Source organism: Candidatus Jettenia sp. AMX1 (assembly GCF_030263775.1).
Lineage (GTDB): Bacteria > Planctomycetota > Brocadiia > Brocadiales > Brocadiaceae > Jettenia > Jettenia caeni.
Genome location: NZ_SZPP01000015.1, coordinates 91339 through 118261 on the forward strand (window position 1 = coordinate 91339; position 26923 = coordinate 118261).

28 protein-coding genes, 1 tRNA gene and 2 pseudogenes are annotated in these 26923 nt (G+C 39.7%); 10 read left to right on the forward strand and 21 right to left on the reverse strand.

All coding sequences use genetic code 11. From position 1 onward, the window contains the following. Window positions 1-83: 83 nt before the first annotated feature. On the reverse strand, window positions 84-1052 hold the full coding sequence (gene dusB / locus FBQ94_RS05905) for a tRNA dihydrouridine synthase DusB (RefSeq protein WP_007222121.1): 969 nt from the start codon (window positions 1050-1052) through the stop codon (window positions 84-86). Window positions 1053-1325: 273 nt separating this feature from the next. Here dusB and FBQ94_RS05910 point away from each other — a divergent pair, with 273 nt between their 5' ends. The 5 genes and pseudogenes from FBQ94_RS05910 to FBQ94_RS05930 all read left to right on the forward strand — a co-directional run. Further along, complete coding sequence (locus FBQ94_RS05910; RefSeq protein ID WP_007222120.1) at window positions 1326-2771, forward strand: menaquinone biosynthesis decarboxylase; 1446 nt, start codon at window positions 1326-1328, stop codon at window positions 2769-2771. A gap of 50 nt (window positions 2772-2821) precedes the next feature. Beyond that, entirely contained in the window at window positions 2822-3556 is a 735-nt protein-coding gene (gene ubiE / locus FBQ94_RS05915) for a bifunctional demethylmenaquinone methyltransferase/2-methoxy-6-polyprenyl-1,4-benzoquinol methylase UbiE (protein WP_007222119.1), read from the forward strand. Window positions 3557-3969: 413 nt separating this feature from the next. Continuing rightward, a complete protein-coding gene (locus tag FBQ94_RS05920) occupies window positions 3970-4734 on the forward strand; it encodes a transposase (protein WP_502872683.1) in 765 nt (254 codons plus the stop codon). Between the two features lie 6 nt (window positions 4735-4740). Next, the gene (locus tag FBQ94_RS05925; RefSeq protein ID WP_285442043.1) at window positions 4741-4929 is read left to right on the forward strand and encodes a hypothetical protein; all 189 of its coding nucleotides are present in this window, start codon (window positions 4741-4743) and stop codon (window positions 4927-4929) included. Then, a pseudogene (locus FBQ94_RS05930) lies at window positions 4845-5195 on the forward strand (transposase); the annotation flags it as partial. The gene FBQ94_RS05925 and the pseudogene FBQ94_RS05930, both read left to right, overlap by 85 nt. Window positions 5196-5545: 350 nt before the next feature. Here FBQ94_RS05930 and FBQ94_RS05935 read toward each other — a convergent pair. From FBQ94_RS05935 to FBQ94_RS05960, 6 genes are all read right to left on the reverse strand, one after another. Then, window positions 5546-6736 carry a DUF481 domain-containing protein gene (locus FBQ94_RS05935; RefSeq protein WP_007222115.1) on the reverse strand — a complete coding sequence of 397 codons (1191 nt, stop codon included), beginning with the start codon at window positions 6734-6736 and terminating at the stop codon, window positions 5546-5548. A gap of 775 nt (window positions 6737-7511) precedes the next feature. Further along, the gene (locus FBQ94_RS05940) at window positions 7512-7694 is read right to left on the reverse strand and encodes a transposase (protein WP_051006184.1); all 183 of its coding nucleotides are present in this window, start codon (window positions 7692-7694) and stop codon (window positions 7512-7514) included. 332 nt (window positions 7695-8026) lie between these two features. Beyond that, a complete protein-coding gene (locus FBQ94_RS05945; protein ID WP_007222113.1) occupies window positions 8027-8293 on the reverse strand; it encodes a type II toxin-antitoxin system RelE family toxin in 267 nt (88 codons plus the stop codon). Further along, window positions 8280-8483, reverse strand: coding sequence for a hypothetical protein (locus tag FBQ94_RS05950; RefSeq protein ID WP_007222112.1), 204 nt, complete (start codon window positions 8481-8483; stop codon window positions 8280-8282). The genes FBQ94_RS05945 and FBQ94_RS05950 overlap by 14 nt, the downstream gene beginning before the upstream one ends. Before the next feature lie 255 nt (window positions 8484-8738). Then, the gene (locus FBQ94_RS05955; protein WP_007222111.1) at window positions 8739-8927 is read right to left on the reverse strand and encodes a hypothetical protein; all 189 of its coding nucleotides are present in this window, start codon (window positions 8925-8927) and stop codon (window positions 8739-8741) included. Window positions 8928-9063: 136 nt separating this feature from the next. Then, the gene (locus tag FBQ94_RS05960) at window positions 9064-9438 is read right to left on the reverse strand and encodes an HVO_A0114 family putative DNA-binding protein (RefSeq protein WP_007222110.1); all 375 of its coding nucleotides are present in this window, start codon (window positions 9436-9438) and stop codon (window positions 9064-9066) included. Between the two features lie 386 nt (window positions 9439-9824). Here FBQ94_RS05960 and FBQ94_RS05965 point away from each other — a divergent pair, with 386 nt between their 5' ends. From FBQ94_RS05965 to FBQ94_RS05975, 3 genes and pseudogenes are all read left to right on the forward strand, one after another. Further along, the gene (locus FBQ94_RS05965; protein WP_040543735.1) at window positions 9825-10031 is read left to right on the forward strand and encodes a hypothetical protein; all 207 of its coding nucleotides are present in this window, start codon (window positions 9825-9827) and stop codon (window positions 10029-10031) included. A 207-nt stretch (window positions 10032-10238) separates the two neighbouring features. Then, window positions 10239-11171: pseudogene (gene ltrA / locus FBQ94_RS05970) on the forward strand (group II intron reverse transcriptase/maturase). Then, window positions 11054-11677, forward strand: coding sequence for a site-specific integrase (locus tag FBQ94_RS05975; protein ID WP_285442044.1), 624 nt, complete (start codon window positions 11054-11056; stop codon window positions 11675-11677). Before ltrA ends, FBQ94_RS05975 begins: the two are co-directional and overlap by 118 nt. Before the next feature lie 15 nt (window positions 11678-11692). On the opposite strand, the gene FBQ94_RS05980 is transcribed toward FBQ94_RS05975, so the two are convergent. Next, window positions 11693-11766: transfer RNA gene (locus FBQ94_RS05980), tRNA-Gln, on the reverse strand. A gap of 490 nt (window positions 11767-12256) precedes the next feature. Here FBQ94_RS05980 and FBQ94_RS05985 point away from each other — a divergent pair. Both FBQ94_RS05985 and FBQ94_RS05990 read left to right on the forward strand, forming a co-directional pair. Continuing rightward, window positions 12257-12424, forward strand: a complete 168-nt coding sequence (locus FBQ94_RS05985; RefSeq protein ID WP_007222107.1) for a tetratricopeptide repeat protein — start codon at window positions 12257-12259, stop codon at window positions 12422-12424. 26 nt (window positions 12425-12450) lie between these two features. Beyond that, on the forward strand, window positions 12451-12996 hold the full coding sequence (locus FBQ94_RS05990) for a hypothetical protein (RefSeq protein WP_040543734.1): 546 nt from the start codon (window positions 12451-12453) through the stop codon (window positions 12994-12996). 13 nt (window positions 12997-13009) lie between these two features. Here the strand turns inward: FBQ94_RS05990 and FBQ94_RS05995 are convergent, their stop codons facing one another. The 13 genes from FBQ94_RS05995 to FBQ94_RS06055 are packed head-to-tail and all read right to left on the reverse strand — an operon-like array spanning window position 13010 to window position 26879. Then, window positions 13010-13687 carry a lysophospholipid acyltransferase family protein gene (locus FBQ94_RS05995; protein ID WP_007222105.1) on the reverse strand — a complete coding sequence of 226 codons (678 nt, stop codon included), beginning with the start codon at window positions 13685-13687 and terminating at the stop codon, window positions 13010-13012. Between the two features lie 23 nt (window positions 13688-13710). Beyond that, a complete protein-coding gene (locus FBQ94_RS06000) occupies window positions 13711-14751 on the reverse strand; it encodes a glycosyltransferase family 2 protein (RefSeq protein WP_285442045.1) in 1041 nt (346 codons plus the stop codon). After that, window positions 14741-16198, reverse strand: a complete 1458-nt coding sequence (locus FBQ94_RS06005; protein ID WP_007222103.1) for a phytoene desaturase family protein — start codon at window positions 16196-16198, stop codon at window positions 14741-14743. Before FBQ94_RS06005 ends, FBQ94_RS06000 begins: the two co-directional genes overlap by 11 nt. Then, the gene (locus FBQ94_RS06010) at window positions 16195-18720 is read right to left on the reverse strand and encodes an efflux RND transporter permease subunit (protein ID WP_285442046.1); all 2526 of its coding nucleotides are present in this window, start codon (window positions 18718-18720) and stop codon (window positions 16195-16197) included. The genes FBQ94_RS06005 and FBQ94_RS06010 overlap by 4 nt, the downstream gene beginning before the upstream one ends. Window positions 18721-18745: 25 nt before the next feature. Next, window positions 18746-19606: a class I SAM-dependent methyltransferase gene (locus FBQ94_RS06015; protein WP_007222101.1), complete on the reverse strand. Its 861-nt coding sequence runs from the start codon at window positions 19604-19606 to the stop codon at window positions 18746-18748. A 12-nt stretch (window positions 19607-19618) separates the two neighbouring features. Next, entirely contained in the window at window positions 19619-20032 is a 414-nt protein-coding gene (gene fabZ, locus FBQ94_RS06020; protein WP_007222100.1) for a 3-hydroxyacyl-ACP dehydratase FabZ, read from the reverse strand. Then, the gene (locus tag FBQ94_RS06025) at window positions 20029-20280 is read right to left on the reverse strand and encodes a phosphopantetheine-binding protein (protein WP_007222099.1); all 252 of its coding nucleotides are present in this window, start codon (window positions 20278-20280) and stop codon (window positions 20029-20031) included. Before FBQ94_RS06025 ends, fabZ begins: the two co-directional genes overlap by 4 nt. Window positions 20281-20334: 54 nt before the next feature. Further along, complete coding sequence (locus FBQ94_RS06030) at window positions 20335-21705, reverse strand: lipid biosynthesis B12-binding/radical SAM protein (protein ID WP_007222098.1); 1371 nt, start codon at window positions 21703-21705, stop codon at window positions 20335-20337. Next, entirely contained in the window at window positions 21674-22750 is a 1077-nt protein-coding gene (locus FBQ94_RS06035) for a radical SAM/SPASM domain-containing protein (protein ID WP_007222097.1), read from the reverse strand. Before FBQ94_RS06035 ends, FBQ94_RS06030 begins: the two co-directional genes overlap by 32 nt. After that, complete coding sequence (locus FBQ94_RS06040; RefSeq protein ID WP_007222096.1) at window positions 22743-24050, reverse strand: phenylacetate--CoA ligase family protein; 1308 nt, start codon at window positions 24048-24050, stop codon at window positions 22743-22745. The genes FBQ94_RS06035 and FBQ94_RS06040 overlap by 8 nt, the downstream gene beginning before the upstream one ends. After that, window positions 24047-24643 carry a beta-ketoacyl synthase N-terminal-like domain-containing protein gene (locus FBQ94_RS06045; protein WP_007222095.1) on the reverse strand — a complete coding sequence of 199 codons (597 nt, stop codon included), beginning with the start codon at window positions 24641-24643 and terminating at the stop codon, window positions 24047-24049. Before FBQ94_RS06045 ends, FBQ94_RS06040 begins: the two co-directional genes overlap by 4 nt. Continuing rightward, a complete protein-coding gene (locus FBQ94_RS06050; RefSeq protein ID WP_007222094.1) occupies window positions 24640-25821 on the reverse strand; it encodes a beta-ketoacyl-[acyl-carrier-protein] synthase family protein in 1182 nt (393 codons plus the stop codon). Before FBQ94_RS06050 ends, FBQ94_RS06045 begins: the two co-directional genes overlap by 4 nt. Continuing rightward, the gene (locus tag FBQ94_RS06055; RefSeq protein WP_007222093.1) at window positions 25818-26879 is read right to left on the reverse strand and encodes a class I SAM-dependent methyltransferase; all 1062 of its coding nucleotides are present in this window, start codon (window positions 26877-26879) and stop codon (window positions 25818-25820) included. The genes FBQ94_RS06050 and FBQ94_RS06055 overlap by 4 nt, the downstream gene beginning before the upstream one ends. Between the last annotated feature and the right edge of the window lie 44 nt (window positions 26880-26923).

The window sequence follows — 26923 nt, forward strand, 5'->3', positions numbered from 1 at the left end:
TTCTCATATCCTGTCTATCTTGCCAATCCTGTCAAATAAATATTCTGATAAGCTACATTCATCCGTATCCGAAATCAAATACCTTACGCAACCTTATGCTCCTGGATACGCTCCACATGAGAAGTCACAAGTTCGAGGATCTCTTCGGAACTATCGCATTGTAATAAATAGGGACGCAACTCAGTAGCCATGGGCATGGACATAATATATTTAACTATATGCTTGCGGAAAAGGATAATACCGATCTCCTTTCCATAGTATGCCTGCATAAGTGATATATGGCGCCGGATGAGTTCGATCTTTTCACGGTATGTTATCTGACTTCTGTCCCTGCGTTGAAAAATCCATGGATGGCCGATAGCGGCCCGTCCAATCATTACACCATCGCACCCGGTATGCTGTTTCATGCGTTCAATATCTGCGACACATCTTACATCGCCATTACCAATTACCGGGATCTTTACAGCCTGCTTAACCTCTGCAATCGCATCCCAATCGGCCTTGCCGCGAAAGAATTGAGATCTTGTACGGCCATGAACGGCAATAAGTGCGGCGCCATTTTCTTCGAGAATCCGGGCAACATCCAGATAGTTGCGTGACTTATCGTCCCATCCTAACCGAATTTTACCGGTTACCGGAACACGGAGCACTTTCGTTAATTTCTGGAAAATCTTTCTAATCTTTTGGGGATTTTTCAGAAGCCCTGCCCCGGCTCCTTTGCCGGCTATATCCGACACAGAACAGCCCATATTGACATCGATAACATCCGGCCCCAGCGCTTCCATCATGCGACTGGCCTCCGCAATTTTATCTTCATCGTTACCAAGTATCTGAAATGAGACAGGTCTCTCAACTGGTCTAAAATCAAGCAATTGAAAGGTTTTCCTGTTTTTCCACAACACCCCGTCCATAGAAACCACTTCTGCACAACTCATTGCCATACCAAATTCCCGGCAAATGAGCCTATAAGGAATATCGGAAAATCCTGCCATAGGAGACAAAATTAAATCCCCACATATGGGAATATCGCGTATAAAAAAATTAGGGTTCATATATTCTCGTCTTGTAAAACCGTATTTTCTCCCCTATACTTTTATTTAAATCTAAATACATTTAAGTATGTAATTATACCATAGTGGTAATAAATATCATTTGTTTTTTTTGTTACAATGTTGTATTTTAATAAAGTTTTTAACACCTATACGGTTATTTATAGATTCATTCACGATAATTCGAATAGTATCAACATTTTATACCTGTGCGGCTTTATGGTTCAATATCGTAAAGATTTACATTCTACACCTTATTTTTTATAGTAAATAACTATGGCTTATCAAGATTTATCAGATTTTATAAGAAAACTGGAAGACTCCGGGCAGTTAAAGCGCATTAAAACAGAGGTCTCTGCTGAATTGGAAGTTACAGAGATTACTGACCGAATCTCCAAGGCATACGGCCCTGCTCTTCTCTTTGAAAAGGTAAAGGGATATTCAATACCGATTCTTATCAACGCCTTTGGCTCGTATGAGCGCATGGCTATGGCTCTTCATGTAAAAAACGTAGATGAGATTGCACAGGAAATAGCGAATCTTGTTAAGCCTGAAATACCATCAAGCTTTATTGACAAAATCAAGTTTATCCCACACCTGTTAATGACATTCTCAAAATTTCCTCCTAAAACCGTAAAGCACGCGCCTTGCCAGGAAGTTGTATATGAAACAGAACCATCCCTCGCAAAAATACCTATCATTAAGTGTTGGCCGGGGGATGGCGGTAAATTTATCACGCTCCCATTAGTCTTTACAAAAAATCTGAAAACAGGTAATAGAAATGTCGGTATGTACCGTATGCACGTTTACGACGATAAGACAACCGGTATGCACTGGCATATCCACCATGATGGAGCCCGGCACTATCGGGATTATCAGAGAGAAGACAAGTGCATGCCCGTGGCCGTAGCACTGGGCTGCGACCCCGCCATTACCTATGCAGCTACGGCGCCTGTTCCACCGGAAGTAGATGAAATGGTCTTTGCAGGTTTTTTGAGAAAAAAGAACGTAGAAATGGTAGCCTGCAAGACGATCGATATGGAAGTGCCTGCAAACGCAGAGATTATACTGGAGGGATATGTTGATCCCAAGGAAACCCATATTGAAGGCCCTTTTGGCGACCATACCGGTTATTATTCGCCCGCTGATTATTATCCGGTATTTCACATTACCTGCATCACGCAGCGGAGAGAGCCAATCTATCCCACTACCATTGTGGGCAAACCTCCTATGGAAGATTGCTATATGGGAAAAGCAACGGAACGATTGTTTCTCCCACTTTTAAAGCTCATGATTCCTGAGATTATCGATATGAACTTGCCTCTCTTTGGCGTCTTTCACAACTTTGCTTTTCTCTCTATCGATAAACGATACCCATTCCAGGCGAAGAAGGTTATGCACGGGATATGGGGTATGGGGCAGATGATGTTTACTAAGATCATTGTGGTGGTCGATAAGGATGTTAATGTACAAAGTGTGGATGAGGTAATGTGGCGGGTGGGAAACAATGTAGACCCGCGCAGGGATATTACCTTTGTGGATGGTCCGCTTGATGCCCTCGAACATGCATCCGCCCTGCCTAAAATCGGCTCGAAGATGGGTATCGATGCCACAAAAAAATGGCCTGAAGAAGGCTTTCCCAGGGAATGGCCTGACGATATCAAGATGTCACCAGAGGTCGTTAATCTGGTGAATAAAAAGTGGAATTTATATGGAATTTAGCCACGAATGAACACGAATTTGCACGAATTTTACAAAAAATTTAAAAAGAGATGCTTACACAAACTGAATTATTAACAAAAAAGGGTGATTATATCCAGCAAATGTTTGGCTCAATCGCAAGGGTATATGACCTCTTAAATACTATTTTAAGTTTTAACTTTGATAAAAAATGGCGAAAATTTGCTGTAAAGGTCAGTAACGTTGCTCCTGACGCACATGTTCTTGATGTGTGTACAGGAACTGGCGATCTGGCAATTGCTTACTCTAAGGTACTAAATCAGGATGGTAAAGTTATTGGAAGTGACTTTTGTCATGAAATGGTAAGGATTGCAGATCATAAACTCAGGAAGAGAAAACTTTCGGATAGAATACAAGTTATTGAGGCCGATACTTTACGATTGCCTTTCCATGATAACTATTTTCAAATCTCTGCTGTAGCCTTTGGAATAAGGAATGTATCGGATTTGAAGTCTGGCATTACCGAAATGATGAGAATAACAGCCCCAGGGGGCCGCGTTGTAATCCTGGAGTTTTCGCAACCTACAAGCCCCCTATTCAACACAATCTATTACACGTATTTTAAAAGGATACTACCTTTTATTGGAAGGCTCATTTCACGCAGCAGATATAACGCATACTCATATCTCCCCACATCGGTATTAAACTTCCCGGACCGGTATGGTTTACAAACACAGATGGAAGCTTGCGGACTTGAGGATGTAAAAATATACTCAAGGACACTCGGGATCGTTACTATCCATGTCGGTCAAAAACCGTGTAAATAGAAGCAGCTTCCGGCTTAAGGTCAATCCCATATGCATCAAGTTGTCGTTTAGTCAAGGGTGGCACTGACAAACTCTGTTTGTCAGTGTGTTATATTCCCTATCCACGTTGGCATTTGAAGCAAGCACGGGCAAACTCCGTTTGTCCGTGCCACCCTGAAAACCGCTTACATAAAATAAAAATTTCTATACAATCAAGCTAAGCTTTAGTGGCTTGTTGGCTTGTTCCCAAACTCTCAGACTGGGTCAAATGAGAAAATCTATCTATATATAGTGTTTATTGATGAAACAAGGTTTATATAGGGTATAATCTTTTGAAAATCAAATAGTTCAAGAGGACCAAGGAGATATACCATGGCATATAAAATAGGAAATCGAATGCAAATAACTTTTTTCCTCCAACAATAGATCAATACATTGGCCCTGAAGATCCCGTAAGAGTATATGATGCATTTGTAGATGCTCTTAATCTAGAAGAATTAGGGATTCTTGTCCAAGGCGATAAGGCAGGGGCCCATGAATATTATCCCCAAGCGATGTTAAAACTGATTATTTATGGATATTCCTACGGTAATCGTAGCTCCAGAAGGCTCGAAAGAGCTTGTCATCATAATCTCCCGTTTATCTGGCTCGTGTCCGGGTTAAAACCCGATTATCGAACCATAGCCAGATTTCGCAGTGAAAATAAAGAAGCCATTAAAAACGTTCTCAAAATGAGTGTAAAACTGTGTATGAAACTCGATCTTGTTGAGGGAAACACCTTATTTATTGATGGCAGTAAATTTCGAGCAAATGCCTCTATCAAGAATACCTGGACTGAGAAAAAGTGTGAAGAGTATCTTGAGAATATTTCAAAGAACATCGATCGTTTAGTAGATGAGGCAGAACGTCTTGACCAGCAAGAAGAGGAAAAAGAGTCTCTGGTTAAGATAACCAAGGAACTGATGGATCAAGAGAAATTACCGGCAACGATTCAGGACATCGCAAAGACCCTTCAGGAGACCAAGAAGTCATCGATCAATACCGTTGATCAGGATTGTGTAAAAGCGAAAGGGCGTCAGGGAACCCATGCCTCATATAATGCTCAAATGGTAGTTGATGAAAAGCATGGTTTGATTGTCTCAACCGAAGCAGTCAGTGAGAATCATGATCTCAATCAATTTGATAATCAACTCAAGTAAAACCCTTTGGCAAGGAGCAATTCCGGTATAATTCCACCACAGATGAATATGTTTGTCCCCGGGGAAAAAGACTCACCTATAGTGGCGCAGCTTTCTCTGATCCAGACAAAAGAGCATACAAAGCAAAGGGGAAAGACTGCCGGGAATGTCCCCATTTTGGAGTTTGCACTTCTTGTCGAGATGGCAGAAGAGTAATCCGATTGAGAGATGAAGAACTCAAAGAACATCTTGAAGCTTTGTATCAGAGTCCTCAGGGACAAGAGGTGTACCGATTGAGAAAAGAAAAGGTAGAATTACCCTTTGGGCACATGAAACGGAATTTAGGAGCAGGCCAATTCTTGTTACGGGGAACACAAGGGGTCAATGCAGAGCTTTCTGTTCTCTCTACCTGTTTCAACATAGCCCGAATGATAACTCTTGTTGGAGTTCCAGCCCTCATCTTAAAGTTACAGGCAATGTAACAAGAAAGGGATTACTGCCTTTGTGCTAGAAAAGTTAAGTAACTTCATCATGGCAAGCTAAAAAGAACTGGCTTTAAGAAATTATTGCCTCTTTATCTTTTATTATCCGTGAAATTATCAAAGAACAAAATTCATTTGACCCAGTCTGTCTGTTTGGGAACATACTTGTACGGGAAACTCTGTTTCCCGAATTCAGAAGTACCTGATCGTATGGTTCCTCAGGAGGGAAAGGGTTGAAACCTATTCTACTCATGAAGCTCATGAACATAGAAATCCTTAGCTTGATGCATACAGAGTCAACCCTCATTATTATCCAATGGAGGAGATATCTATATCCTTCTTTGACCTCTCTAAAAACTATAGCCTACGCTACCAATAAGCGTCCTATCCTCTTTTTCCGCTCCTTCAGCCGGTGTGTTATCATACTGATCAAGGAGTTCTAAACTCAATGCAATGGATTTTGTTAAATTATGCCTGACTCCTAAACCAGAATCCACACGCCAATCGCTGGTATTTTCAGCGCTCTGTACATACTCTGCTTTTGCGTAAAATGTTATTGTGTCGAGTATACGCCAATCTAAATACTGACCGATCCTTATACCTAAATACTCATCTGTAATTCCACCGTGAAACCTTTCATAAGTATACGCGGGGCCAGCTTCTGCTTTGTATTTTAAATGCTCTTTATCGATGAACCGATAACCAACACCCGGAGATGAAATAGACCGATAACTTAACCTCTCGATCTCATCATGCTCAAAGTATTGGTTAAAAAAAGAATAGAGTCTGAGGGTATGCTTGTATTCATATTTTCCCGTAGCGCGCTGCTCATTGGCAGTCTCTACATCTTCATCGGTAGCTTTATCGGTTACGGTTTCATAGAGTATCAGTGCATCAAAAAATATATTATCCAAACTTCTTATATTTGCGTAACTGCCTTTTATATGGGTTGTAGCAGACTCTGTATTTCCATCTTTGATATTCATACCTGCATCAACATTTCCTTTCCACGTCCTCTGCGGAGGTATTACTTCTTTTTCCTCTGTTTGAACAACCTCTTCAGCGCTAACAGAAGATGGCTGTTCCGATGTTGATTGAACTTTTTTGTCAGTGTCAGAAGGTTGTCCGTCATCAGTAAATTCCAGTATCTGTTCTGTTTCTTCATCGGCAACTTCCGTTGATTCAATTTCTGTTCCGGGTAAAATAAGTGTATCAGTTGTTGTGTAATCAATATTTTTTATAGAGATATTCTCTGGTTTCGGCAGCCTAAGGATGGAAAGCCCTTCTTTTGAATGATTTACAATAATAATCTCATTACCTTTGGAAATAAAATTTACATCCTTCAGTTGAATATCAATCTCGCTTCCATCTTCCTTTCGAAAAGAAAATGCTTCTTCGTTAACTTTTCCTATCTCTCCTTCTAAAATATTACCATCAATCATTTTTATTTCATCCGAAAATACTGCTTTTATCTCAAATGAGAGGGTAAATAAAAAGTAAAAACATACAAGATTCATCCAGAAGTATTTTTTCTGTAACATATTTTTCTACTTTCCTTTCTCATAAAAAATTGCCACACAATTGCAATATACAAACTCAACTTATTAAGAGAAAGCATTGTGGCAAATTTTGGAAAAACTTCTTATTTTTTAAAGTTAAAAATACTTTTAACATCGTTGAACTTATTCTTGTCTGAATGAAAAATATGTTTTTTTAAGGCAATATGAGTTGCGTTTCTACCTTGCCATGTCACACTTTCAGACGTCACACCCTTGTGCCATGTCACACTTCTTGCTGTGACTATTTCAAATATGTAGTGAAATTACAAAAAATTAAAATTATACTCCCTTGCCTTTTTATCATTCACATGCCAGTCAATAATACTCAAACATTATATTAATGTAAGTAATTATAAAATAATATCTTATTCTTAATATTAATTAACGGTAAAAACAAGATTGTATCAATTTTTTAAAGATGTTTTTAGATATGGAGTAATAAGATTTTAATTAATTTTCTCTTTATTTCATAATTTGGTATGTATTTTTCTATTTATCTTAAACATATAAGTCTTCCCTATCATTTCCCTCTTTTGCTTCGATCCCCTCCTTGCGAAAGAGGGGATGATGGGGAGATTCCTCTACTAATCATAAACAGTATCACCTCAAGATTTTAAAACGAAATGCTTTCATACTTTTTGACCTTTTTCCCTTCTCTAATTTTTCACATATTATCTATGGAATAAGATACAACCCTATCTGCCTCATGGAAGATTGCATTCTTTCCCTACCCCTGGAATATCTCTGCCAGCTCATCTCATGCTCGTTTCCGCCAATTTACTATCTGCGTCCTATTGTGTACTTCGTATTCCGACGATAACTCCGCTATTGTCTTTTCTCCTTTTATTGCCTCCAGGACTACTTTTGTCATAAACTCTGAATGAAAACGCTTTCTCATCCCTATCTTTTCGGACCTCCTTTCATCACCTATTTTACCCAAAATGACCCTTCACTACTGGTCCGAAAAGCACAAACCATTATAACATTGAAAGTTTGAGGGAGGGAATGCAAATTTTAGAAAAAAGTAACTATAGTTTGACTACAATTGAAGAAAATAGAAAGGTATGACCACAAAAAGGATGGTTAAAAAATGAAAGTTCCTGGAATAACCCTGTTGAAGTTGCATGCCCTTATATTTTGCAGGATGGAGGGCCGGCTTCTCCCCCTCATATCGCAGACACTGTAGAGACGCAACATTTTGCGTCTCTACGTGTGTTCCACGCCGTAGACAACGCCGAAATTTTCCTACTGTCATCCTGCATTATGTTTGATTTAATACTTTTTCCCAAAATCCTGCCTGGTGAGAATTCTTGCGATGTTAATTTGCGATCCTTTCCATTCAAAGACGATCCGGTAATCACCAATTCTTAAACGATAGAGATCTTCGTAACCTCTAAGCTTCTTGATGTGCTTACCGTCGGGGAACGGATTATCTTCAAGCCGTTTGCATCCGTTTACTACGCGATCAAAGTCATCGTCTGATAATGCATCGGTATCTTTGCCAGCTTTATCAGACAAGACAACCTTAAACCTTCCCACGGTTAGTCTTCCTTCTGGCTATAAGGTCATCCAAGGAAACAACCTTACCCTCCCTGATATCCGCTAACCCTTCCTCAATCTTTGCCTTTATGGTAGGGTCTAACATGATGTAGAGGTCCTCAATCTCTTCCTCTATTGTTTTGCGAAGCAGATCTTCAAACTCTTCAATCGTTAAATCTGATATTTTCACAATAAAATCTCCTTATAATTAAAAGCGCAGGATGGACCGGCTTCTCCCCCTCATACCGCAGCCACTTATAAACTAAGTGGGCGCGCCGTAGGCAACGCCGAAATTTTCCTACTGTCATCCTGCAATCTGTGATATGAGTTTATTATATTCTGCCCTTGCCTGTTTTCGAACGTCTTCTGACAATAGTTCTATTGCCTTGCGAAAGCGCTGAGTTGTGTAAGATTTCATACGTTCTCTGGGTCAAGCACATGGGTTTTAACCTTCGCGATGTTCTGCAAGCGCTTCGTCTGCTAATTTAGCGAGCTTATCCTGTGAGTCAGTAAATGCTTTCTCCCAGCGTTGCTCGGAGGCAAGTTCTTCAAGGATCCAACTGGCAAAGGTATTTTGTTCCTTTTCCGGAAGCTTTGCCACTTCTTCAAATGCCTTTTCTAAAAGTTTTGTCATTATTCATCTCCTGCATGCTCTTAATACTTCATACCAAATTAAAAGTCCGTCCAACTGGCCAGAGCGAATTTCCAGTTATCCACCCCTTTTTGTTATACGATTGATATGCGCGCAATCATATTAAACATCCTTACCTTTAAACAGGAATTTCGAGGAGTATTTTATCATAGTTTACAATCGGGGTTGCTTTTTCTCTACCTTCTTTTGTCTTCTTAATCTCTATGAATCCTACCTGGGCAAGATATTGTACGTCATCAAAGGTGTTTTTCATATCTCTCCTAAGAATCTTTGCAAGCTCGTAAATCGAGGATGGGTGTTCCTTCTTTATGGTCTTTAATATCCTTAACCGCTCTTCTGTAAGCACCTTTCTCATTACATCGAGGTTTTCAAATGAAATGCCTTCGTGTTTTTTGACCTTTTCTCCCTTTTCCAGACGTTTCATTACATCTTTTGCTTCCTCAAATACATCTTCAAGGCTTTTAATTCTGACCATTACGTTTTTAACCTTCATTTTTCAATCTCCGTAGATCTCTATAAAAATCTTCAAATTTCATAGTGGTTTTATAGTACCATATATTAACGAATGAATCAAGAGCGGTTGAAGAATTTGGGAAGGTTTTAGATGGTACTTTTGATAGTAAAACGAGGTTTTGTTTACAGGCTCACAGTCATTGAACAATACCAATATCCTCGTTTTTAGTTGTGTAGGTTAGGTTAAACGTTGGGAGGATATGACTGGTACTTTTAGAACTATTGTAGAGCGATTTCGGACACGTCAAATCTAAAATAAAATCAACAATTATATATAATGTCCGTACGCAGTAACATCTGTTTATTCTTACGGGTTAAAGTCCCGTCCGGGGAATTATCCGTTCACCCCGGTAGTTCAAGGGAGCGGTGCCTGAGCAATCAGGGGTCGTAAGTTCCCAATTGGCAAAGCCGCAGGCCGCAGCGCAAGCGAACCTACAAGTAGCCTCGTCAATACAAATCGAAGATGCCGACCCCGTGGACACGTGGGGAAGGCCGAAGATTGCAGACTCAGGCAACGGGAAGGAAACTGCAATATCTTCCGGGGTAGCAGGGGCGGTATGCAGGGGAAGATAAACAGACCAGTGCTGGAGACCCTATGCAGTAATGCTTGAGGGGCATAAACCGCTTTGTATAAGGAAACGAAACCACAGCGGGCTGTAGAGGGAGTCGGAGGGGTTTATGGTACCGTTTGAGGACAAGGGACAACACAACCCAGTTCGAGGGAAGGAACCCTGCTTTGTTCATGCAACCGAAGAGGAGAGGAAAAGGGAGATTGCAGAAATGCTAACAACCCCGGAAAAGATCAGGATACTTCAGAGGAAGCTATACCGAAAGGCCAAGCAAGAACCAACCTACCGCTTCTACGCCCTCTATGACAAGGTATTCCGGGCAGACATCCTCAGTCATGCCTACACCCTTGTCCGTGTCAACAAAGGGAGCGCCGGGATAGACGGTGTAACCTTTGAAGCCATCGAGGAGAGAGAAGGGGTATCCGCCTTTCTGGCGGAACTGCAAGAAGCACTCAGGAGTAAGACCTATCAAGCAAGCCCTGTAAAACGAGTAATGACACCCAAGACGGATGGAACGGAACGCCCGTTGGGCATTCCCACCATCCGTGATAGGGTAGCGCAGATGGCTGTAAAACTGGTCATAGAGCCCATTTTTGAAGCCGACTTCTGCGAATGTTCATACGGGTTCAGGCCGAAGAGATCGGCCCACGATGCCGTAGATGACGTAGCATATACCCTCAACAGGGGATATACTGAAGTCATAGGTACCGACTTATCCAAATACTTTGACACTATTCCCCATGCCAAGCTTGTGGCTGTGGTAGCAGAGCGCATCAGTGACAGTGAAATACTGCACTTGATAAAGACGTGGCTCAAGGCTCCGGTCATAGAAAAAGGCAGAGACGGAAAACAAAAGAACATCGGCGGAGGCAAAGGAAACTGAAAAGGCACACCGCAAGGAGGAGTAATCTCACCGTTACTAGCCAATCTCTACCTGCACCTCTTGGACAGGATATGGGAGAGACATCAACTGGAGAAGAAACTCGGAGCCCGAATAGTACGCTTTGCCGACGACTTTATCATACTGTGCAGGCAAGGAACAGAACAGCCAATGGCGATAACGAAGCGGGTGCTGGACAAACTGGGACTCACGCTAAACGAGGCAAAGAGCCATGTAGTAGACGCCATGAAAGAAGGGACATAATTATTTTTGATTTGCATACTGGTTTACGTCAAGACGAACTGCTTTCGCTTCAATGGGGTAGGGTAAATTTGTTCAACAAAACCATTATAATTCAGGAGACAAAGAGCGGAAAGCCAAGAACAATTCCGCTTCTTGAAACTGCTCTTACTATTTTAACGGAAAAGGCAAAAGTAAGAAATCTTAAAAATGACCTTGTATTTTTGAGTATCGCAATGACTAAAATTGATTGCCATAATCTTATTAGGGCTTTAAATACTGCTATGGGAAAAGCAGGTATTCAAGACCTTCACTTTCATGATTTGAGACATACCTTTGCGACGAGGTTAGCACAAAGAGGATATGACATAGGTAAAATCTCAATGCTATTAGGTCATTATAACATTAGCATGACTCAAAGATATACACACCATAACATTGAAAGTCTGAGGGACGGGATGCAAATTTCAGAAAAAAGTGGCTACAATTTGGCTACAGTCGGGGAAAACAAGGATATATCGAATGGCTGAAACCATTGATTTTATTGGCTGGGGAACTAGGATTCGAACCTAGACTAAATGATCCAGAGTCATTTGTGCTACCGTTACACTATTCCCCAGCATTAAGAAATGCTGCATCGGTAATGAAACATTATCTGTTTCCTATCATCACGTATACCATGTTAAGCATCCGGGATGTGAACTATTGAGAAATTCAATGATAAGATAATACAAATTCTTTTTACGTTAGTCAAGATTATAGATATCTTTTACCTACTTTTTAATCCATAAGCTATAATCCCTAAACCTGAGTTACAAATCTTTTTCATCTCTCCTATAGTTCTGGTAATTCTGGCCCATGATTTAAAAATATTTTCATTGACATGTTCTATTATACATGTTAAATAAATTAAAATCCGATAAAAAATATACTAAGATAAGGATAAATCCTGAGTAACTGAGATAATAAAATACATGATCTTTAGAAGATCAGAAGATAGCACAACAGATAATAAGCCTTACTGTCAAAGATATTTTAAATAAATACCTTTGCGGTAAGGCTTTTTTATTGCTACAGGAACCTCCAAAAATGCTTAAAAAAGAATAGCTATGAATGAAAAGGAATGGTTCGATAAAGGCGTTGACCTTATTAAGCTTGGCAGATATAAAGAGGCAATAAAAGCTTGCGAAAAAGCCACTGAGTTGAATCCGCAAAATTCGGATGCCTGGATTGTTAAATGCATTTTGATATGTATCGGGGATATGAAGAAACAATAAAAGCTTATGGCAAGGAAATAAACCTTATGTATAAAGACTTCAATAAAAAATATTGGATACTTTTTTCTCTCTTTTTTTTGTTTTCAATAACAGGATGCACACAATTCTCTCTTAATTTACAAGATCGTGTACAAAATGTAAATACATGCCAAATAAGTGTGATCGATAGCCGGGCAGATGAGAATATTTTTATTAATGCGTTAGCCATTAAGACCATTCCGCCAGTAAGACAAATTCTCTATACAAAATTATGTCAACGTAACGAAATTCAAAAAGCTATCAGGGAAGGAATGGAATTAACTGTTTATATTTCAAATATTCAATGTGGCAGGATTAATCATTATATATATAGTGAATTGATTGGCGGCATGACAGGCCAAATTCAGGTGAGAAAGCCGGGCGAAAAAGAATACCATGAATACTTAATAATGCCTTCATTTAGTAGAGTAAATAAACCCATCTTTGCGAAAAGAACGATTTATAAGGATTTCATAGAATATATCGTTGAAGGTTTTGTAGCTGATATAGAAAAAAATATTTATAAAATAAAGGAAGATATTGCCAAGCAGTAAAAAAGATATGTGTCTATTGCTTATGTATTGTTCTATCTGAGGCAATGGAAGAAAGTTCTTCAAAATTTTTAACTGTAGTTTGTTGCGTTATGTGTTCCATGATCTTTTGACTTATCTTTTTATATTCGGCACCTACCTGATGGATATCCAGAGGTTCTCCAAACGTTATCTTCAACTTCGCTGGCCTTGGAATGATGGTACCTTTTGGAAAAAGTTTATTTGTACCCTCAATCAGTGTTGGCACAACCTTTTTTTTACTTAAAACAGCTGTCATAGCTATACCATTTTTGAACGAAACATCATTAGCCCCCATATTCCTTCTTCCCTCCGGGAAGATAACAACTTTTTTTCCACAAGCAAGTTTATGTATTGCTGTTTTTATTGAAGATGCTGTTGGATTTTGTCTGTTTACAGGAAAAGCATAATACCGAATGATGTATTTTAGTACCGGGATATCAAACAGTTCATGTTTTGCCATAAAAGTACATCCCCGGGGAATTATCGTTGCCAGAAGAGGCGGGTCAATATAACTGAGATGATTAGAAGCAATAAGAATACCTTCTTTGCTGGAAAGGTTCTCGATCCCCTTTACCTCTAATCTGCAAAATATTTTGAAAAAAGGATAAAAGAAGCAGTAGGGAATCAGTCTGTATACTATCAATTTACACGTTTCTTTTATCGGAATAATCATATCAGGTGAATTATCATGTTACACTATTTCTTGCCTTTCCATAGATTTGAATAAAATCTTCCTATAAATCTATCAACGAAGTTAACCTGAAAACCTGCCGCTTGTATTGTCTTTTCCAGTATGGCAAAGAGAAGTACAAAAGGTAACATTTGCGTTGCAATGGTGACCTTTGAGAAGCCACAGCCAAGTTTACGGATAGATGCAAAATTATGAGGAATAAACAGTGGTAAAATGATATACTCTGCCAGAAAGATAATAGTTGCAGGAAGCGCTGTAAATGCGGTCAAAATCTGAAAGAGAACGTCTATTTTCCTGTTTTCTCCTATCCTGTCTCTTACATAATTTTTTGCCGAATATGTGTTCTGATTATTTGAGGTTACTCCTTCTATAAGCCATTTGATATGAGCATAGGAAATAATATATGCTGTTATGCTGGTAATATCTGTTATGGGTTTAAAATGACTACCATGTTCGCTATAGATTGTTTTAACCTTCACAAATCTGATATGTATTCCCATATCCCCTGCTTTTATAAGCAATTCCGTCTCGGTAACATACCCTTCTGTCATTAATCGCAATCTTTTTATAATTAATAACGGGTACAACCTGAAGCCACACTGTGTATCTTCCAGAAATTGGTTAGCAACGAGGGAAATATAAAATCGGGCTATACACATAGAATTGTATCGTGCCCTTGGTATTTTTTCCTTTTCATGCATCCTTGAGCCTACAATGATATCGTCAGGATGCCTGGTATATATCGCAATAAACTGCGGTATATCTTCAGGATCATGTTGTCCGTCCGCATCCATAGATATTACCGAGCGGTATCCTTCTTCAATGGCCTTCTGAAAAAGCAATTTTAAGGCATTTTCTTTTCCTTTGTTCTTTTCTATAACCAGAACTTCTGCCCCTGCTTCAGATGCAGCACCTGCTGTATCATCGGTAGAACCATCATCAGCAACAATAACCCGGGAAACATATTTCAATGCACCACGAACTACATCCTTTATGGTGGCAGATGCATTGTATGCAGGAATTACAACACAGATATCAGAAGTCAATTGCTATCCCTTCTTCACCACATATATCTGCCGCTGCCTTGGCTCCTGAATAAGCAGCAGCGAGCACTCCTCCACCCATATCTCCCCAGTGACCTGCAATATAAAGATTTTTTATTCCATGCCTCTTAACACCTCTGAATCCCGGTATCTGTCTCCATCCAAATGCCGAACCGTTGAGATTACCCGAATATCGCTGAAAGGTTTGTGGCGTTGCTGAATCAAGGACTATTGTCCTATCCCGTATACCAGGTATAATCTTTTCCGCTTTTTTCATAATTATTTCAGTACATTTTGCTTTATCAAGTTTTTCATATGATGTTTCAACAATTTCATGGAATACCACCGTATGGCATGAATCAGGAGCGCGGGATTTATCCTCAATGCTGGCTACGGTGATGCCAGCAGCAGAGCTATCTTCTTTAAAAGCCCTGCCGGGTATAAAACAATCTTCGACATTATAGGAAGAGAAATAACCAATACTGGAATGTTTCTCAATACTTCCGCTAATACCTGCATATACCATGAAAAATGATGTTGAAATACCTATATTCTTCTGCATATCTTCAGCAATGGAGGTATATTCACCACCCAGAAGATTACGAAAGGTATTTTGAAAATCTGCATTTGATATAATAAACCTTGCAGTGTATTCGTCACCATCATCACAGGTAATTCCAAGACAATGACCATCCTCGTGGAAAAGAATCTTCTTTGTGCCGTTACCGAGGATTACCTTGCCTCCGGCTTTCTTTATTCCTTCAACAAATGCATCTGCAAGGCACTGAGAACCTCCTACCAGCCTGTATGCGCCTAATTTGAAATAACTCATGATTATATTGATCATTGAAAGGGTGGAAACCGTGGAGGGGGGAAGCCCGATAAAGGAACATCTGTCGGATAAAACTGATTTAAGCCTGTAATCAGTAATACACTCATCCAGCAGCCTGCCATAGGGAATATGGCTGAATTTTACTATCTCCGGAATTATTTTTTGCAATTCAAGCTTGCCGGCAACCATCATAGGTATTGCCGACTGCATCCCACAATAGATTCTGTCTAATAATCCAAAAAATTTTTTGATTGCCTCACACTCGGAAGGGAATAATGCTGCAAGTCTCTCCATGTAGGCATGAATATCTGAATCAACAGGAACTTCAATGTCTGGAAAGATACTAATCCTTATGGGATCCACTTGTACAAGATTTATACTCTTATGAACCTGAAGAAGCTCCATTACCCTGAATATTAATCCGCCAGGAGCAACGCCTGATATACAGTCTAAGGAAGAATCAAAAATAAAACCTCTCCTTCTGAAGGATGCAAGATATCCCCCCGGTGTCTTATTTTTCTCCACCAGGAGTGTTTTGAATCCCTTTGCGCTGAGAATCCCTGCGCTTATCAGGCCACCAATGCCGCTCCCAATAATTATTACATCAAAATCCTTCATAAAAATCCTTCATGTTGAAATCTGCTTTTATTCAGACAGATAACAGACGGTAATACGATTAATGCAGTACAGGTACAGGCAATTACCCCAAGAGTGAGGACAGGCCCTATCGAAGCAATACCGGTAAACTTTGCTGTCATGAGACTTCCACAACCGGCTATGGTCGTCGCTGCGCACATCATCACATTTTTACCACTGATCCGAAGAGCATTACCGATATCCATCTTTTCTTCCCCAATATATGCTTGCATTACATGTATACCGTAATCCACACCAAAACCAAAAATTAAAGCTATAGTCCCGATGTTTATGAAATTAAAAGGAATATTCATATAACCCATACTGCCCATCGTCAATACAAACCCCAGTATTACCGGCAGTAAAACGAGCACAACATACCATACTTTTCTGAAATACCAATAAATAATGACAAGATCGAAGAAAATAGTCAATGCAGTTGCCAGCACACTGCCCCAGATGATGGGTGATTTTATCTCATCAATAAGGATAGGTTTTCCAACCAATATCCAGTTTGCCCCTTTTGATTGAACATACTCCTGAAATACATCGAGTGTTTGTTTATCCCATCCTCTTTTTGTTGGATAAAGATACGCAGCGACAGATGAATCATCCTTGTTGTAAAAACGGCTGATCATCGGGGCAGGGATAGTTTCAATTTCTCTTAACCCTATAAATTCAGTGTTGTTTAAGGCATCCAGGATTCCCGTGAGGTATTTGTGAAGATAACTTTTGTCATAATCAAAATTATTTTTTTCAAGGATATTTGTCACTGTTTGTTCTATTGAATCTAAGGAAAACATGCTCTTCATAAACTCTTTTCGCTTATCTATTCTTATCGATTGAACGGAAGAAGCCGGCATGAGCATACCTAGTGAATGATAATCCTCAATGAAACCTTCCTTCTTCCATTGCGGAAGAACTTTCTCCAGAATATCAAAGTCAGCAGTAAGCGCACTGTTATCTTTATTTTTAATCACTACCGTAAGAGGTTCCCCTTTTTTTCCTATTTTTCCGCTTATTTTCTTCCCCAGGGCAATAGCAGAACTATCCTTCGGTGCAAGGTTGTCGGGATTGTTATCAAAACGTAATTGAGATATGCCCAGTCCTGCAATAATAACAAGTACAATGCCTGTAAGAACGATATATCGGTGCCTTTTCGCGATAAGACTGGCAAGATTATCGAATCCGTAAAGCGCATTTTTCCCGGGTTTTTCAAACTGGATATTTTGTAATCCGTATTTGCTTATCCATACAAGCAGAGAACTCATCAGGAGAAGTGTGGTTATCAGACATAAAATAACACCTATTCCGGAAACAATCCCAAGCTCATACAACCCCTTAAATTTGGTTACAACAATACTAAAAAAAGATAAGGAAGTCGTGAGTCCTGATAGAATAATTGCCGAACCTGTCTTTGCAATGGTCATTTCCAGCGCCTGCAGAGGATCATTATATTTTCTTAACTCATCACTGTATCTTTTTACTATGTGCATAGAATAATCCACATAAAGGCCTGCCATCACTGCGATGATAACAACGCTTGTAACAATATTGATATTTCCAAAAAGGAGATAGGCAAAGGCTCCTGTCATGGAAAGAGACGTTAACAGAACAAACCCAAATACCAAAAGTATCTTTACCCTTACCCGGTAAGCCAGCCATATAAACAATGCAATTAAAAAAACAGACACGGTAGAAGAGCTTATTATATCATGCTTAATAATCTCCCGGACATTCTCTGATAAAAGGTATCCTCCCGTAAATCCCACACTGACATTCATTGGGTTACCATTTCCCTTCATTGCCAGAGCAGCAATGGAATCCAATTCCTTTTTCAGATTTTTTACAAATGCCATATCCTTGCTTTTGCCTTTCGGTTTAGCAAAAATAAGGGCGGTAGAATAGTCCGGCGTAAAGTAATAACCCATACTAAGATCAAGTTCGTTCTTGTTCGATCGTACGAAACTGTTCCTGATGCTATCAGCTATATTCAGAGGATCTTTTGCGATAAGTTCATAGTCAAAAGGTGAACTAAAAGGCGAGAGAAGTCGTTGCCGGTTGTATCTGATTTGGTGTTCAATGCCAACGGGTGTTAATTTTTCTGTAAGATGTTTCAAACCATTTTCATCAAGGAACAAAGGGAAACGTTTGAGAAAAAAATCACTTTGGAATTTTAGTGGGCTGTAATCAACATATTCTATGAGAGGAGACGCTATAAGCCTTTTTGCCATATCCTCAATAAGACCAATCTGCTCATCTATCCTGTTACCATCCGCCTCTATTACTACCACTACGTTGTCTACAGTTCCGTATTTCTCCATGACATCTTTAAATTGGGCAACGGCCTTATTTTTCGCAGGAAGCACATCGATGATATCCGATCTGATCTCCATGTTAAAAATGGTAATGAGAGAGATTATGGTAAGCAGAGAAAAGACAATGACGATATGCTTATGATATAAGAAGATACCATAAGCAACTCTTTTTAAAAATTGTTCCATATGCATGGTCATCTTTATCTTGAGGTCATGAAACCCTGTTTTCTATCTGTTTCACAGCAATAATTGTTTTACTGGTTCCCGGCAGAAGGAATTTGCCTCTGCTCATTACAAAAAGAACCTGAGAAAAATAACCGGAAACGAGAGATATAACCCTCTCAAAGCGCTTTGGTGGAAGTGTTGGACTACCGGGCATTACCTGAATTAATGAGAATCCCGCTTTTTTCAGTAATACGGTGATTGTCATGGGCGAAAAATCATAGAGATGATATGGCGCATCATAAAGATTATTATCTATGGTAAAAACGGAAAGAAATCTGACTATTGGCGTTGTATGAGGAACCCTTATAACGATAACACCTCCCGGTTTTAGCATCTCAAAAATCTTCTTTGCTGTAGAAAGTGGATCGGGAAGATGCTCAAGGACATAAAACGCTGTTACAACGTCAAAAAAATTATCAGGAAATGAACTATCGTCAACTGATGTCTCAATGACATTCAGCCCCTTCCTTTTAGCATGATATAAAGTCCCTGAGGATGGATCAACTCCCTGTGCAAACCATCCACAATCCTGCATTATCTCAATGAAGTGTCCATAACCACACCCAACATCAAGTATTTTCCCTTTCTCCGGAAATATCTTATGTAAAAGCAATGAAACTTCCTTGAAATTTTTCTCCATAAGTCTTGCCCATACATCCTCGTCCTTTCCTTCCCTTTGGTGATAGTCTGCATAGAGCTTTAGTAACGTCTGTTGATCCGGCCTTGAATTGAGATACACAAGCCCGCAATTTTTGCATTTTACCATCCGGTATCCATTCTGAACTGCAATCAGGGACGTATCATCAACACCGCAAATATTGCAATTTACCTGTTGTATACTATTCATTACCTCAAAATTTCAAAAAGAGAGACTTATCCCGGCCTCAGAAACAACTTCACCCCCAACAGACGCACCAGTCTCAAAGATATAGAGTGGCGGAAGCTTATCAATCAGAGACGAAGTGATAATAAGCTGGTCTCCAGGCACAACAGGTTTTCTGAATTTGGCGTCTTTTACCCTGCATAAATAGGCCATTTTTGATTTTTTACTGCCAATTATTAAACCGGATGCCTGTGCCATTGCTTCGAGAATAAGAGAACCTGGCATTACAGGATTATTCTTAAAGTGCCCCTGAAGAAATTCATCATTATTACTAATGTTTTTCAGACATACAATGCGTTTTTCCTCTTCAAATTCAACTATTTTATCGATCAGAATGAAAGGATAAGAGTGAGGGAGTATTTCTGAGGGAAATGGATACAAATCGCTCATCTGTTTTCTTCTATATACCTTGCTATTGAGCCGACTGATGTAAAGATATTTTCGGAAGTTTCTCTATCCATTATCTCAACGCCAAATTCTTTCTTAATAACAATAACCATTTCCAATACATCTATGGAATCAAGGCCCAGACTATTAGGGCCAAAAAGTGGTGTATCGTCTTTTATTTTATCTACTCCAACCTTGAGCTTCAATCTTGTCACCAGTAACTCCTTAAGCCTTTGAATAGTATCGTACATATTCCGTATACGCCTCCACTGATACTAATAGTTTTAACCCTATAATTTACATCCTTACGTTTGTGCAAATAAATTCCATAGTGGCCCTCTCCTGCCCATACTTCTTAATTTGGTTAGCATGCTGGTATTACATCTTAAATCAAGATTAGGAACAATCCAATTATACCTGTGCGCAGCATATTCAGAAACTTTGTGAAATAATGCCTCTTCACTCATGTGTGGTGTTATATAGAATATTGGTTCCAGTAAATTCTCATCTTTCTCAATAATACAATCTTCTATAGCCTTGTGGTAAATAAGGGTATTTGGATATATTCTAATTCCCAGTAATGCAATAATTGCCGTTGGTTTATTCTTTTTAAAAAAAGTGAATGTCTCTGTTAAGGTTGAATTATCTTCCTCCGGACCGCCAATTATAACATAATGGGCAGCAGGCAAGCCAATGTTTTTACAATATTCAGTCGCATGTGCTACATCATCGAGAGTAAAAGATTTACCCAATCCTTTCAGTGTTTTCTCAGAGCCTGCATCTGTTCCAAATTCAATTCCCTTACAGCCTGCCATTTTCATTAATTTAGCAAGTTCCGGAGTCATTCCTTTTGGAGTTGCAAAGCATGTCCAGTTAATGTTCAGACTGTTTTTTATTATCTCTTCGCATACTGCACCGGCATGTTCCTCCGGGAAGTTAAATATATCATCGACAAAAAACACATAATCAATATCATAGTTAGCCTTCATTTCCTTTAACTCTGCTGCGACAGGACCCGGCTCTTTCAATCTTAGTTTATTACCTTCGATATTTGGATAGGTACAGTAGGTACATCTGAATGGACATCCCCTTTTTGACTGTATGTTGGCCATACCGCCTAGTTCGAGATATCTTTTATTATCGAAAAGTGTCCGGTCAGGTGTATTCTGAATACAATCACTGCACAGGTTATTTTGTTTAAATATTCCATCGCTAATATAACAGAGATTTGGTATATGGTATATGTCGCTGCCATTTTCAATCCCATCTGCAATCAGCGATACAGCAGTTTCTCCTTCCCCTACAATGCCGATATCCAGATGTAAATACCTCAAAACCTCTTCCGGAAAGATAGAAAAACCTGAACCTCCAACTATGACAGGAACGGACGTATTCTTCTTTATAAAAGTAACTATATCCCGAATCCGTGGCAGGTAAAAAATACTTTTCTTATAGGTAAGATTATCAATGTTCCTGATAGATAAGCCAATAATATCCGGTAAAAAGCCTTTCAGGATATCTCCAACCGCACGATAAGCGTCTTCAACAAAGCACAGATCAAGAACATACACCGTATGCCCTTTGTTTTTCAGAGCTTTTGCAATATATGCAACGCCTAATGGCGTCACCGGATATGGATCTGTTTCATCGTTGACAGATATGAGCAAAATGTTCATTCGATTCCTTTTTACAACTCCCGCATTTTGGGTCAGAGGCCAAATAATTGCCTGTTATCTGATATGCATTTCCCCTGCAGCCATAACAACTGGTATTATGTTCACACGTTTTACAATAACCATCTATTTTTTCATAGATATCTCTGAGATTCGTTATTACCTCACTATTTTTAAGGATCTCTTTGAGTGATTTTTCTCTGATATTTCCAATTGGCATATCAACTCCTGTACAAGCCTGAATATAGCCCTGAGAATTGATAAGACAACTGTAAAGATGTCGTTTGCATGAAAAGGCTGCAATTTTTGGATGTGATTTCCATGGAATACCAAAGGTAGTATCTATCATCTCTAAACGCTCAAAGACATCCTTGATTTCAGACGGGGATACCGATAGTTCTTTGTTTTCCTTTGCGCGCCCCTGATAGGTTAACACCTCAAAGTAAGGAATAATTCCTCTCTCTCGCGCCCATATCCACATGGATGGAATCTCGTCTATATTTTGTTTGCAGATAATAGTTTGTATACCCAATGAGATCTCTTTTTGGGGATACCCTGTCTCCATCAAAATGGTTATTCCTTTTTGTATATGCTTAAACGTTCCTTTTATATCTGCAAGCATATCCTGAACCTCTGGCTTGAAGCTGTTACGCTTTATAACAACAGAAACCTTGTTTTTAAAGAGAAACCCCGCTATTTCCTCATCGATGAGTACGCCATTGGTAAAGAGTATTTGTTGTAGTCCAAGAGAATTTATATAGTCAACTATCTCCTCTAAGTCTTTATAGAGTAACGGCTCTCCTCCACCTAAGAGAACGATCTTTTTTGCTCCTAAATTTTTCGCCTGAAATACAACTGATTTTAATTCATCGATACTCAATTCATCCTTAGCCGGTTCTCCCGCACTGGAGTAACAATAAAGACATCTGAGATTACATTTCTTCGTAAACTCAAGTTCTATAGAAAGCAGCCCTTTTTTCGCAAGACATTCCATAATTTCTTCATCAGTAAAACTCAGTTCATTGATGGTATCTGTGGTATTACTCATACAATTTAATTCTCCTGTCCTTAAATGTAATTGCCTTCCGACTCCCGCCTTCAAAAAGTCTCTTCTCTATCTCCTCGGGCGACTCGATCTCTATCTCCGGCGTTACCTTTGCCCGTGCACGAAGAGAATCAACTAAAAATGATTTGAAACTCTTATCATTTCTGTAAGCGCCCACTCTTAAGATTATGTGGTCTGTCTGGTCATTCCCTGTGTATACCTCTATTTGGTAGTTTATGATGTCTTTTATACCGAGGATAGTATTTTCAATTGTCTTGGGATACAGCGTAACTCCCGCAACTTTCAATCTCTGGTGTTTGCGTCCTAAAATGGGACCAATGCGGACTGAATTTCTCCCACAAAGGCAAGGGCTTGATAGTTTAAACGTAATATCTCCCGTTTTGTATCTTATCAACGGCATACCCTGAAGCTGAAGAGGGGTTAATACCAACTCCCCTATCTCATTGTCTTTTAGCGGTTTCCCATGATCATCAACAATCTCCACAATAACAAGGTCTGGATGACTGTGGAGTCCCTGGTGAAATTCACATTCGCAAAATGAGACCTGTCCCTCAGTGATACCATACGTTGAGTAGCATCTCTCATCAAATGCATCCTCAATCAAACAGCCAAGCGTATTGGCGCTAAAATCTACATTTCTGATACTATCACCAATGAGGACTATTTTCTCTATACCAAATTTTTTCATATCTAATTCGTTCTCATGTGCGCGACATATCAGATAAAACAGAAATGATGGTACAGCAACAATTCCATTGGGTTTTAGTTTTTTTATCAGATCAAAGTGTCTGACGATACTTTGTGGCCCTATTCTGACAACAGATGCGCCAAGTCTTATCAACCCTCTGTAGTATGCGATGCCGGCAATAAAAAGATTATCACAGGTAACGGCTATATGAAATAAATCCTCTTTCCCTGCCCCTGTATAACCGAAGCTCCTTTCCTCATTATAGGCAAGACGTTCTATATCATTGCCTGTAAGAGCTATAAAAACAGGCTCTCCTGTTGTACCCGTAGTTGAAACAATTTCTGCAATAGATTCTCTTTTCACCGATAAAAACGCCCAGTTATCCTTCGAAATATCCAGTTTGCTGGTACATGGTAATGTGTCGAGAAATTCAACCGTTTTCATATCAGCCGGCGATATACCATGCCTGTCAAAAACCCTTCTGTAGTAAACAGACATTTCATAGGCGTAACGAATCGTATCGGATAACAACTCATCCTGTATCTTCTTTATCTCACCCACGGAGAGCTTATCTATACCATGAAAAGCCTTCATATACTCCCATCCATTACACGGTGGTATACCTTTACCCCGCGCGCCACAGCGCTTTTCCTGTCTTCAAGAAAGAAGAACTCAGCCGTATACACAGGAGCTTTTACGGTTTCAGAACAAGAAGTCTGTGATCGGTCTGTTGTTATTCCCCCTGCAATTGCCATTTTTGTATATCGTCCAATAATACAGTCCATTGCATACTCGATAACATCTTTCGATGAGCGCTGAATAGGAAGGGTAATGCTTTCCCCCCGTATATCAAAAGCTATAGTTGCTTGTGCTGTAAGCGCATTGGGAGAGGTAAACGGGAAAAGGAGTGGACTTGCACCCAGAATACCTTCAGACAGAATGTTGTTAAAATATTCGCTCTTAATATCTTCTATTGCATTGTCTACCTCTACGTAAAGACCAATATCTTCATTCCCCACCGGAAAAGACATACCGGCATCGTATAAAACCAATCCAACGGCGGTAACTACCAATTTCTCCAGGTCATGAACAAATCGCATGTGCCTGATCTGTTCATTCATGCGAGAGATATCCTTATCCAGGTCACAACTAACCAGCTTACTCAAACCGGTAATAACAGGCGTCATAATTCACCAAATACGAGAGCGGAATTTTGTCCGCCAAACCCGGCAGAGAGGGACAGAGCAACCTTCACCTGGTGTCTTCTTGCAATGTTTGGAACATAATCAAGGTCACAGGCAGGGTCACATTCCTGAAAATTAATCGTAGGAGGTATAGTCCTGGTATTCATAGAAAGCAGGCAGCAAATTGCTTCAATAACACCTGCGGCACCAAAGGAATGCCCCAGCATGGATTTCGTAGAGCTTATGGGTATATCGTATGCGGCATTTCCGAGCGCCTTTTTTATTGCCTTTGTCTCCATAAGATCGTTGTAAACGGTTCCCGTGCCATGAGCATTAATATAGTCAATCTCATCAGGTTTGAGATTGGCTTGTAACAATGCTTGAGTAATAGCATGAGCAAGCCCCCGGCCTTCTTTGTGAGGACCGGTCATATGATGAGCATCAGCCCGTGAAGCATATCCCAGAAAGCTGCCGTATATTTTCGCTTTTCTTCGGACAGCACACCGTTCGGATTCAAGCACAACAAAGGCTGCGCCCTCGCCAAACGCAAGCCCGCTCCTGTTTTTATCAAAGGGCCTGACCTTTTCTTCTGTGATAGCTTGAAAGGCATGAAATCCGGTAATAGCAAAATCGCTGAGCACATCAACACCACCTGCAATCATACAATCTGCCTTTCCGGCAAATATCTTCCTTGCTGCCACTCCAATGGCATCGGTCCCGGAAGCACAGGCAGTAGAGACGGTGATACCCGGCCCGTTTACCTTATATTTGGATACAAGATGTGAGGTAATGTAAGAAAGCGATTCATTCTCAGGATAATATCCCCTATGATATGTTCTCTGTTCCATCAATCTTTTTTCTTTGCATAGTACATTTCCCAGCACAGTTCCAATGGATAATCCTATGGTTTGATCTCCCTGCAAATGCGCATCGTCTCGCGCCATAGTAAATGCTTTTTCTACAAGAAACTGAAGTTTATCTTCCGGACTGACAGGATTTGGAAAATCAGACAGATCAATACTTGCCATTAACCATTCTTTGTCATGATTGAACATAGGAGGTTTTATTTTCTTTATGGCATCTTCTCCGGAGCATAGCGCATTCCAGAATTCATCCATGCCCTGAAAAGGCTTTATGGGCGTAATCATACCGATACCTGTTACACATACCCTTTCTCTCATGGCTTATCAAGTCTCCATACGGATGCGTTCAGCATAACGGCGTAAATATGGTAACCAATTTCTTTAAAAAGGTTCAGAGAATCTTCCGCATTATAAAATCCCTGCCATCCTTCACAAACACTTTCTGAAAAATCATGACATAAAATACCTGCCCTTATCCATGTATCTCTTACATATTTCTTCTCACGGTCAGGATAACTATGGGTCATAATCCCGAGCGTTCCTCCCTGTTTCAATATCCTGAATAAATCACGGTAAACATATTCCCGCCATTCTGAAGGTATATACGGGTCAGCACAGGTAAAAAGCACACTATCAACGGTGTTATCATCAAAAGGCAGGGGCGTACCAAAACCGTTCCATAACTCAGATTTAATCCATTTGACAGCGTGAGCATCCGGTAATCTGCCTGCTGCCTGCCGGTAGAAATTATCGGTAAAATCTAATGCCATTAATCTTACTTCAGGTAATCGTTCCTGTATCTGAGCAAGACCAAAGCCCGGTCCGTAACAAAGATCAAGGATATTACCTGTGTCTCTTTTCTCAAACATCAATAATTTTAAAAGGACAGAACGAATAAAACTGAACTCTGCATTCCCCAGAAACCTTTCCCATGCAGATGTTGATCCATTGTCAAAACGAAAACGTGGCGCAGCGCCTCTGAAAAAATCACCGGCATAACCTATACATTCTTCAAAAAAATCAACCATTCCCCTCAATGAGGACTCCACAACTTTACGTTCTTCATCTTCCAAACATATCTTTAAATTTCTGCCACGATTCCATTGATATACATTATTTTTATAAACCAGATATTCACATTCATACAGCAGATCGATAAGCACTTTTACCATCCGAATTCTCGTTTCATCCTGAAGGCGGTATCCTGATTTGAGCTGAAGTGTTTCAATAACTTCATCGATAACAAATCTTTGCATAGATGCGAGAAGCTGGAATATGCCTTCGTCATGAATAAATCTTAAAAGCCGTTTTGTAAGAAACTTTTGTAAAGAGAATTGATTTAATAACGATTTTATATCTGGCGAATTTTGGTTCATAGATTTGACCTATACTTTTACCACAAAGCAGATCAACACATGCT

Excerpts from the sequence above, each read along its gene's own strand:
- dusB (WP_007222121.1), bottom strand. The coding sequence starts at position 1,052 with ATGAACCCTAATTTTTTTATACGCGATATTCCCATATGTGGGGATTTA.
- FBQ94_RS05910 (WP_007222120.1), top strand. The coding sequence starts at position 1,326 with ATGGCTTATCAAGATTTATCAGATTTTATAAGAAAACTGGAAGACTCC.
- ubiE (WP_007222119.1), top strand. The coding sequence starts at position 2,822 with ATGCTTACACAAACTGAATTATTAACAAAAAAGGGTGATTATATCCAG.
- FBQ94_RS05935 (WP_007222115.1), bottom strand. The coding sequence starts at position 6,736 with ATGTTACAGAAAAAATACTTCTGGATGAATCTTGTATGTTTTTACTTT.
- FBQ94_RS05955 (WP_007222111.1), bottom strand. The coding sequence starts at position 8,927 with ATGACAAAACTTTTAGAAAAGGCATTTGAAGAAGTGGCAAAGCTTCCG.
- FBQ94_RS05960 (WP_007222110.1), bottom strand. The coding sequence starts at position 9,438 with ATGAAGGTTAAAAACGTAATGGTCAGAATTAAAAGCCTTGAAGATGTA.
- FBQ94_RS05985 (WP_007222107.1), top strand. The coding sequence starts at position 12,257 with ATGAATGAAAAGGAATGGTTCGATAAAGGCGTTGACCTTATTAAGCTT.
- FBQ94_RS05990 (WP_040543734.1), top strand. The coding sequence starts at position 12,451 with ATGTATAAAGACTTCAATAAAAAATATTGGATACTTTTTTCTCTCTTT.
- FBQ94_RS05995 (WP_007222105.1), bottom strand. The coding sequence starts at position 13,687 with ATGATTATTCCGATAAAAGAAACGTGTAAATTGATAGTATACAGACTG.
- FBQ94_RS06005 (WP_007222103.1), bottom strand. The coding sequence starts at position 16,198 with ATGAAGGATTTTGATGTAATAATTATTGGGAGCGGCATTGGTGGCCTG.
- FBQ94_RS06010 (WP_285442046.1), bottom strand. The coding sequence starts at position 18,720 with ATGGAACAATTTTTAAAAAGAGTTGCTTATGGTATCTTCTTATATCAT.
- FBQ94_RS06015 (WP_007222101.1), bottom strand. The coding sequence starts at position 19,606 with ATGAATAGTATACAACAGGTAAATTGCAATATTTGCGGTGTTGATGAT.
- fabZ (WP_007222100.1), bottom strand. The coding sequence starts at position 20,032 with ATGAGCGATTTGTATCCATTTCCCTCAGAAATACTCCCTCACTCTTAT.
- FBQ94_RS06025 (WP_007222099.1), bottom strand. The coding sequence starts at position 20,280 with ATGTACGATACTATTCAAAGGCTTAAGGAGTTACTGGTGACAAGATTG.
- FBQ94_RS06030 (WP_007222098.1), bottom strand. The coding sequence starts at position 21,705 with ATGAACATTTTGCTCATATCTGTCAACGATGAAACAGATCCATATCCG.
- FBQ94_RS06035 (WP_007222097.1), bottom strand. The coding sequence starts at position 22,750 with ATGAGTAATACCACAGATACCATCAATGAACTGAGTTTTACTGATGAA.
- FBQ94_RS06040 (WP_007222096.1), bottom strand. The coding sequence starts at position 24,050 with ATGAAGGCTTTTCATGGTATAGATAAGCTCTCCGTGGGTGAGATAAAG.
- FBQ94_RS06045 (WP_007222095.1), bottom strand. The coding sequence starts at position 24,643 with ATGACGCCTGTTATTACCGGTTTGAGTAAGCTGGTTAGTTGTGACCTG.
- FBQ94_RS06050 (WP_007222094.1), bottom strand. The coding sequence starts at position 25,821 with ATGAGAGAAAGGGTATGTGTAACAGGTATCGGTATGATTACGCCCATA.
- FBQ94_RS06055 (WP_007222093.1), bottom strand. The coding sequence starts at position 26,879 with ATGAACCAAAATTCGCCAGATATAAAATCGTTATTAAATCAATTCTCT.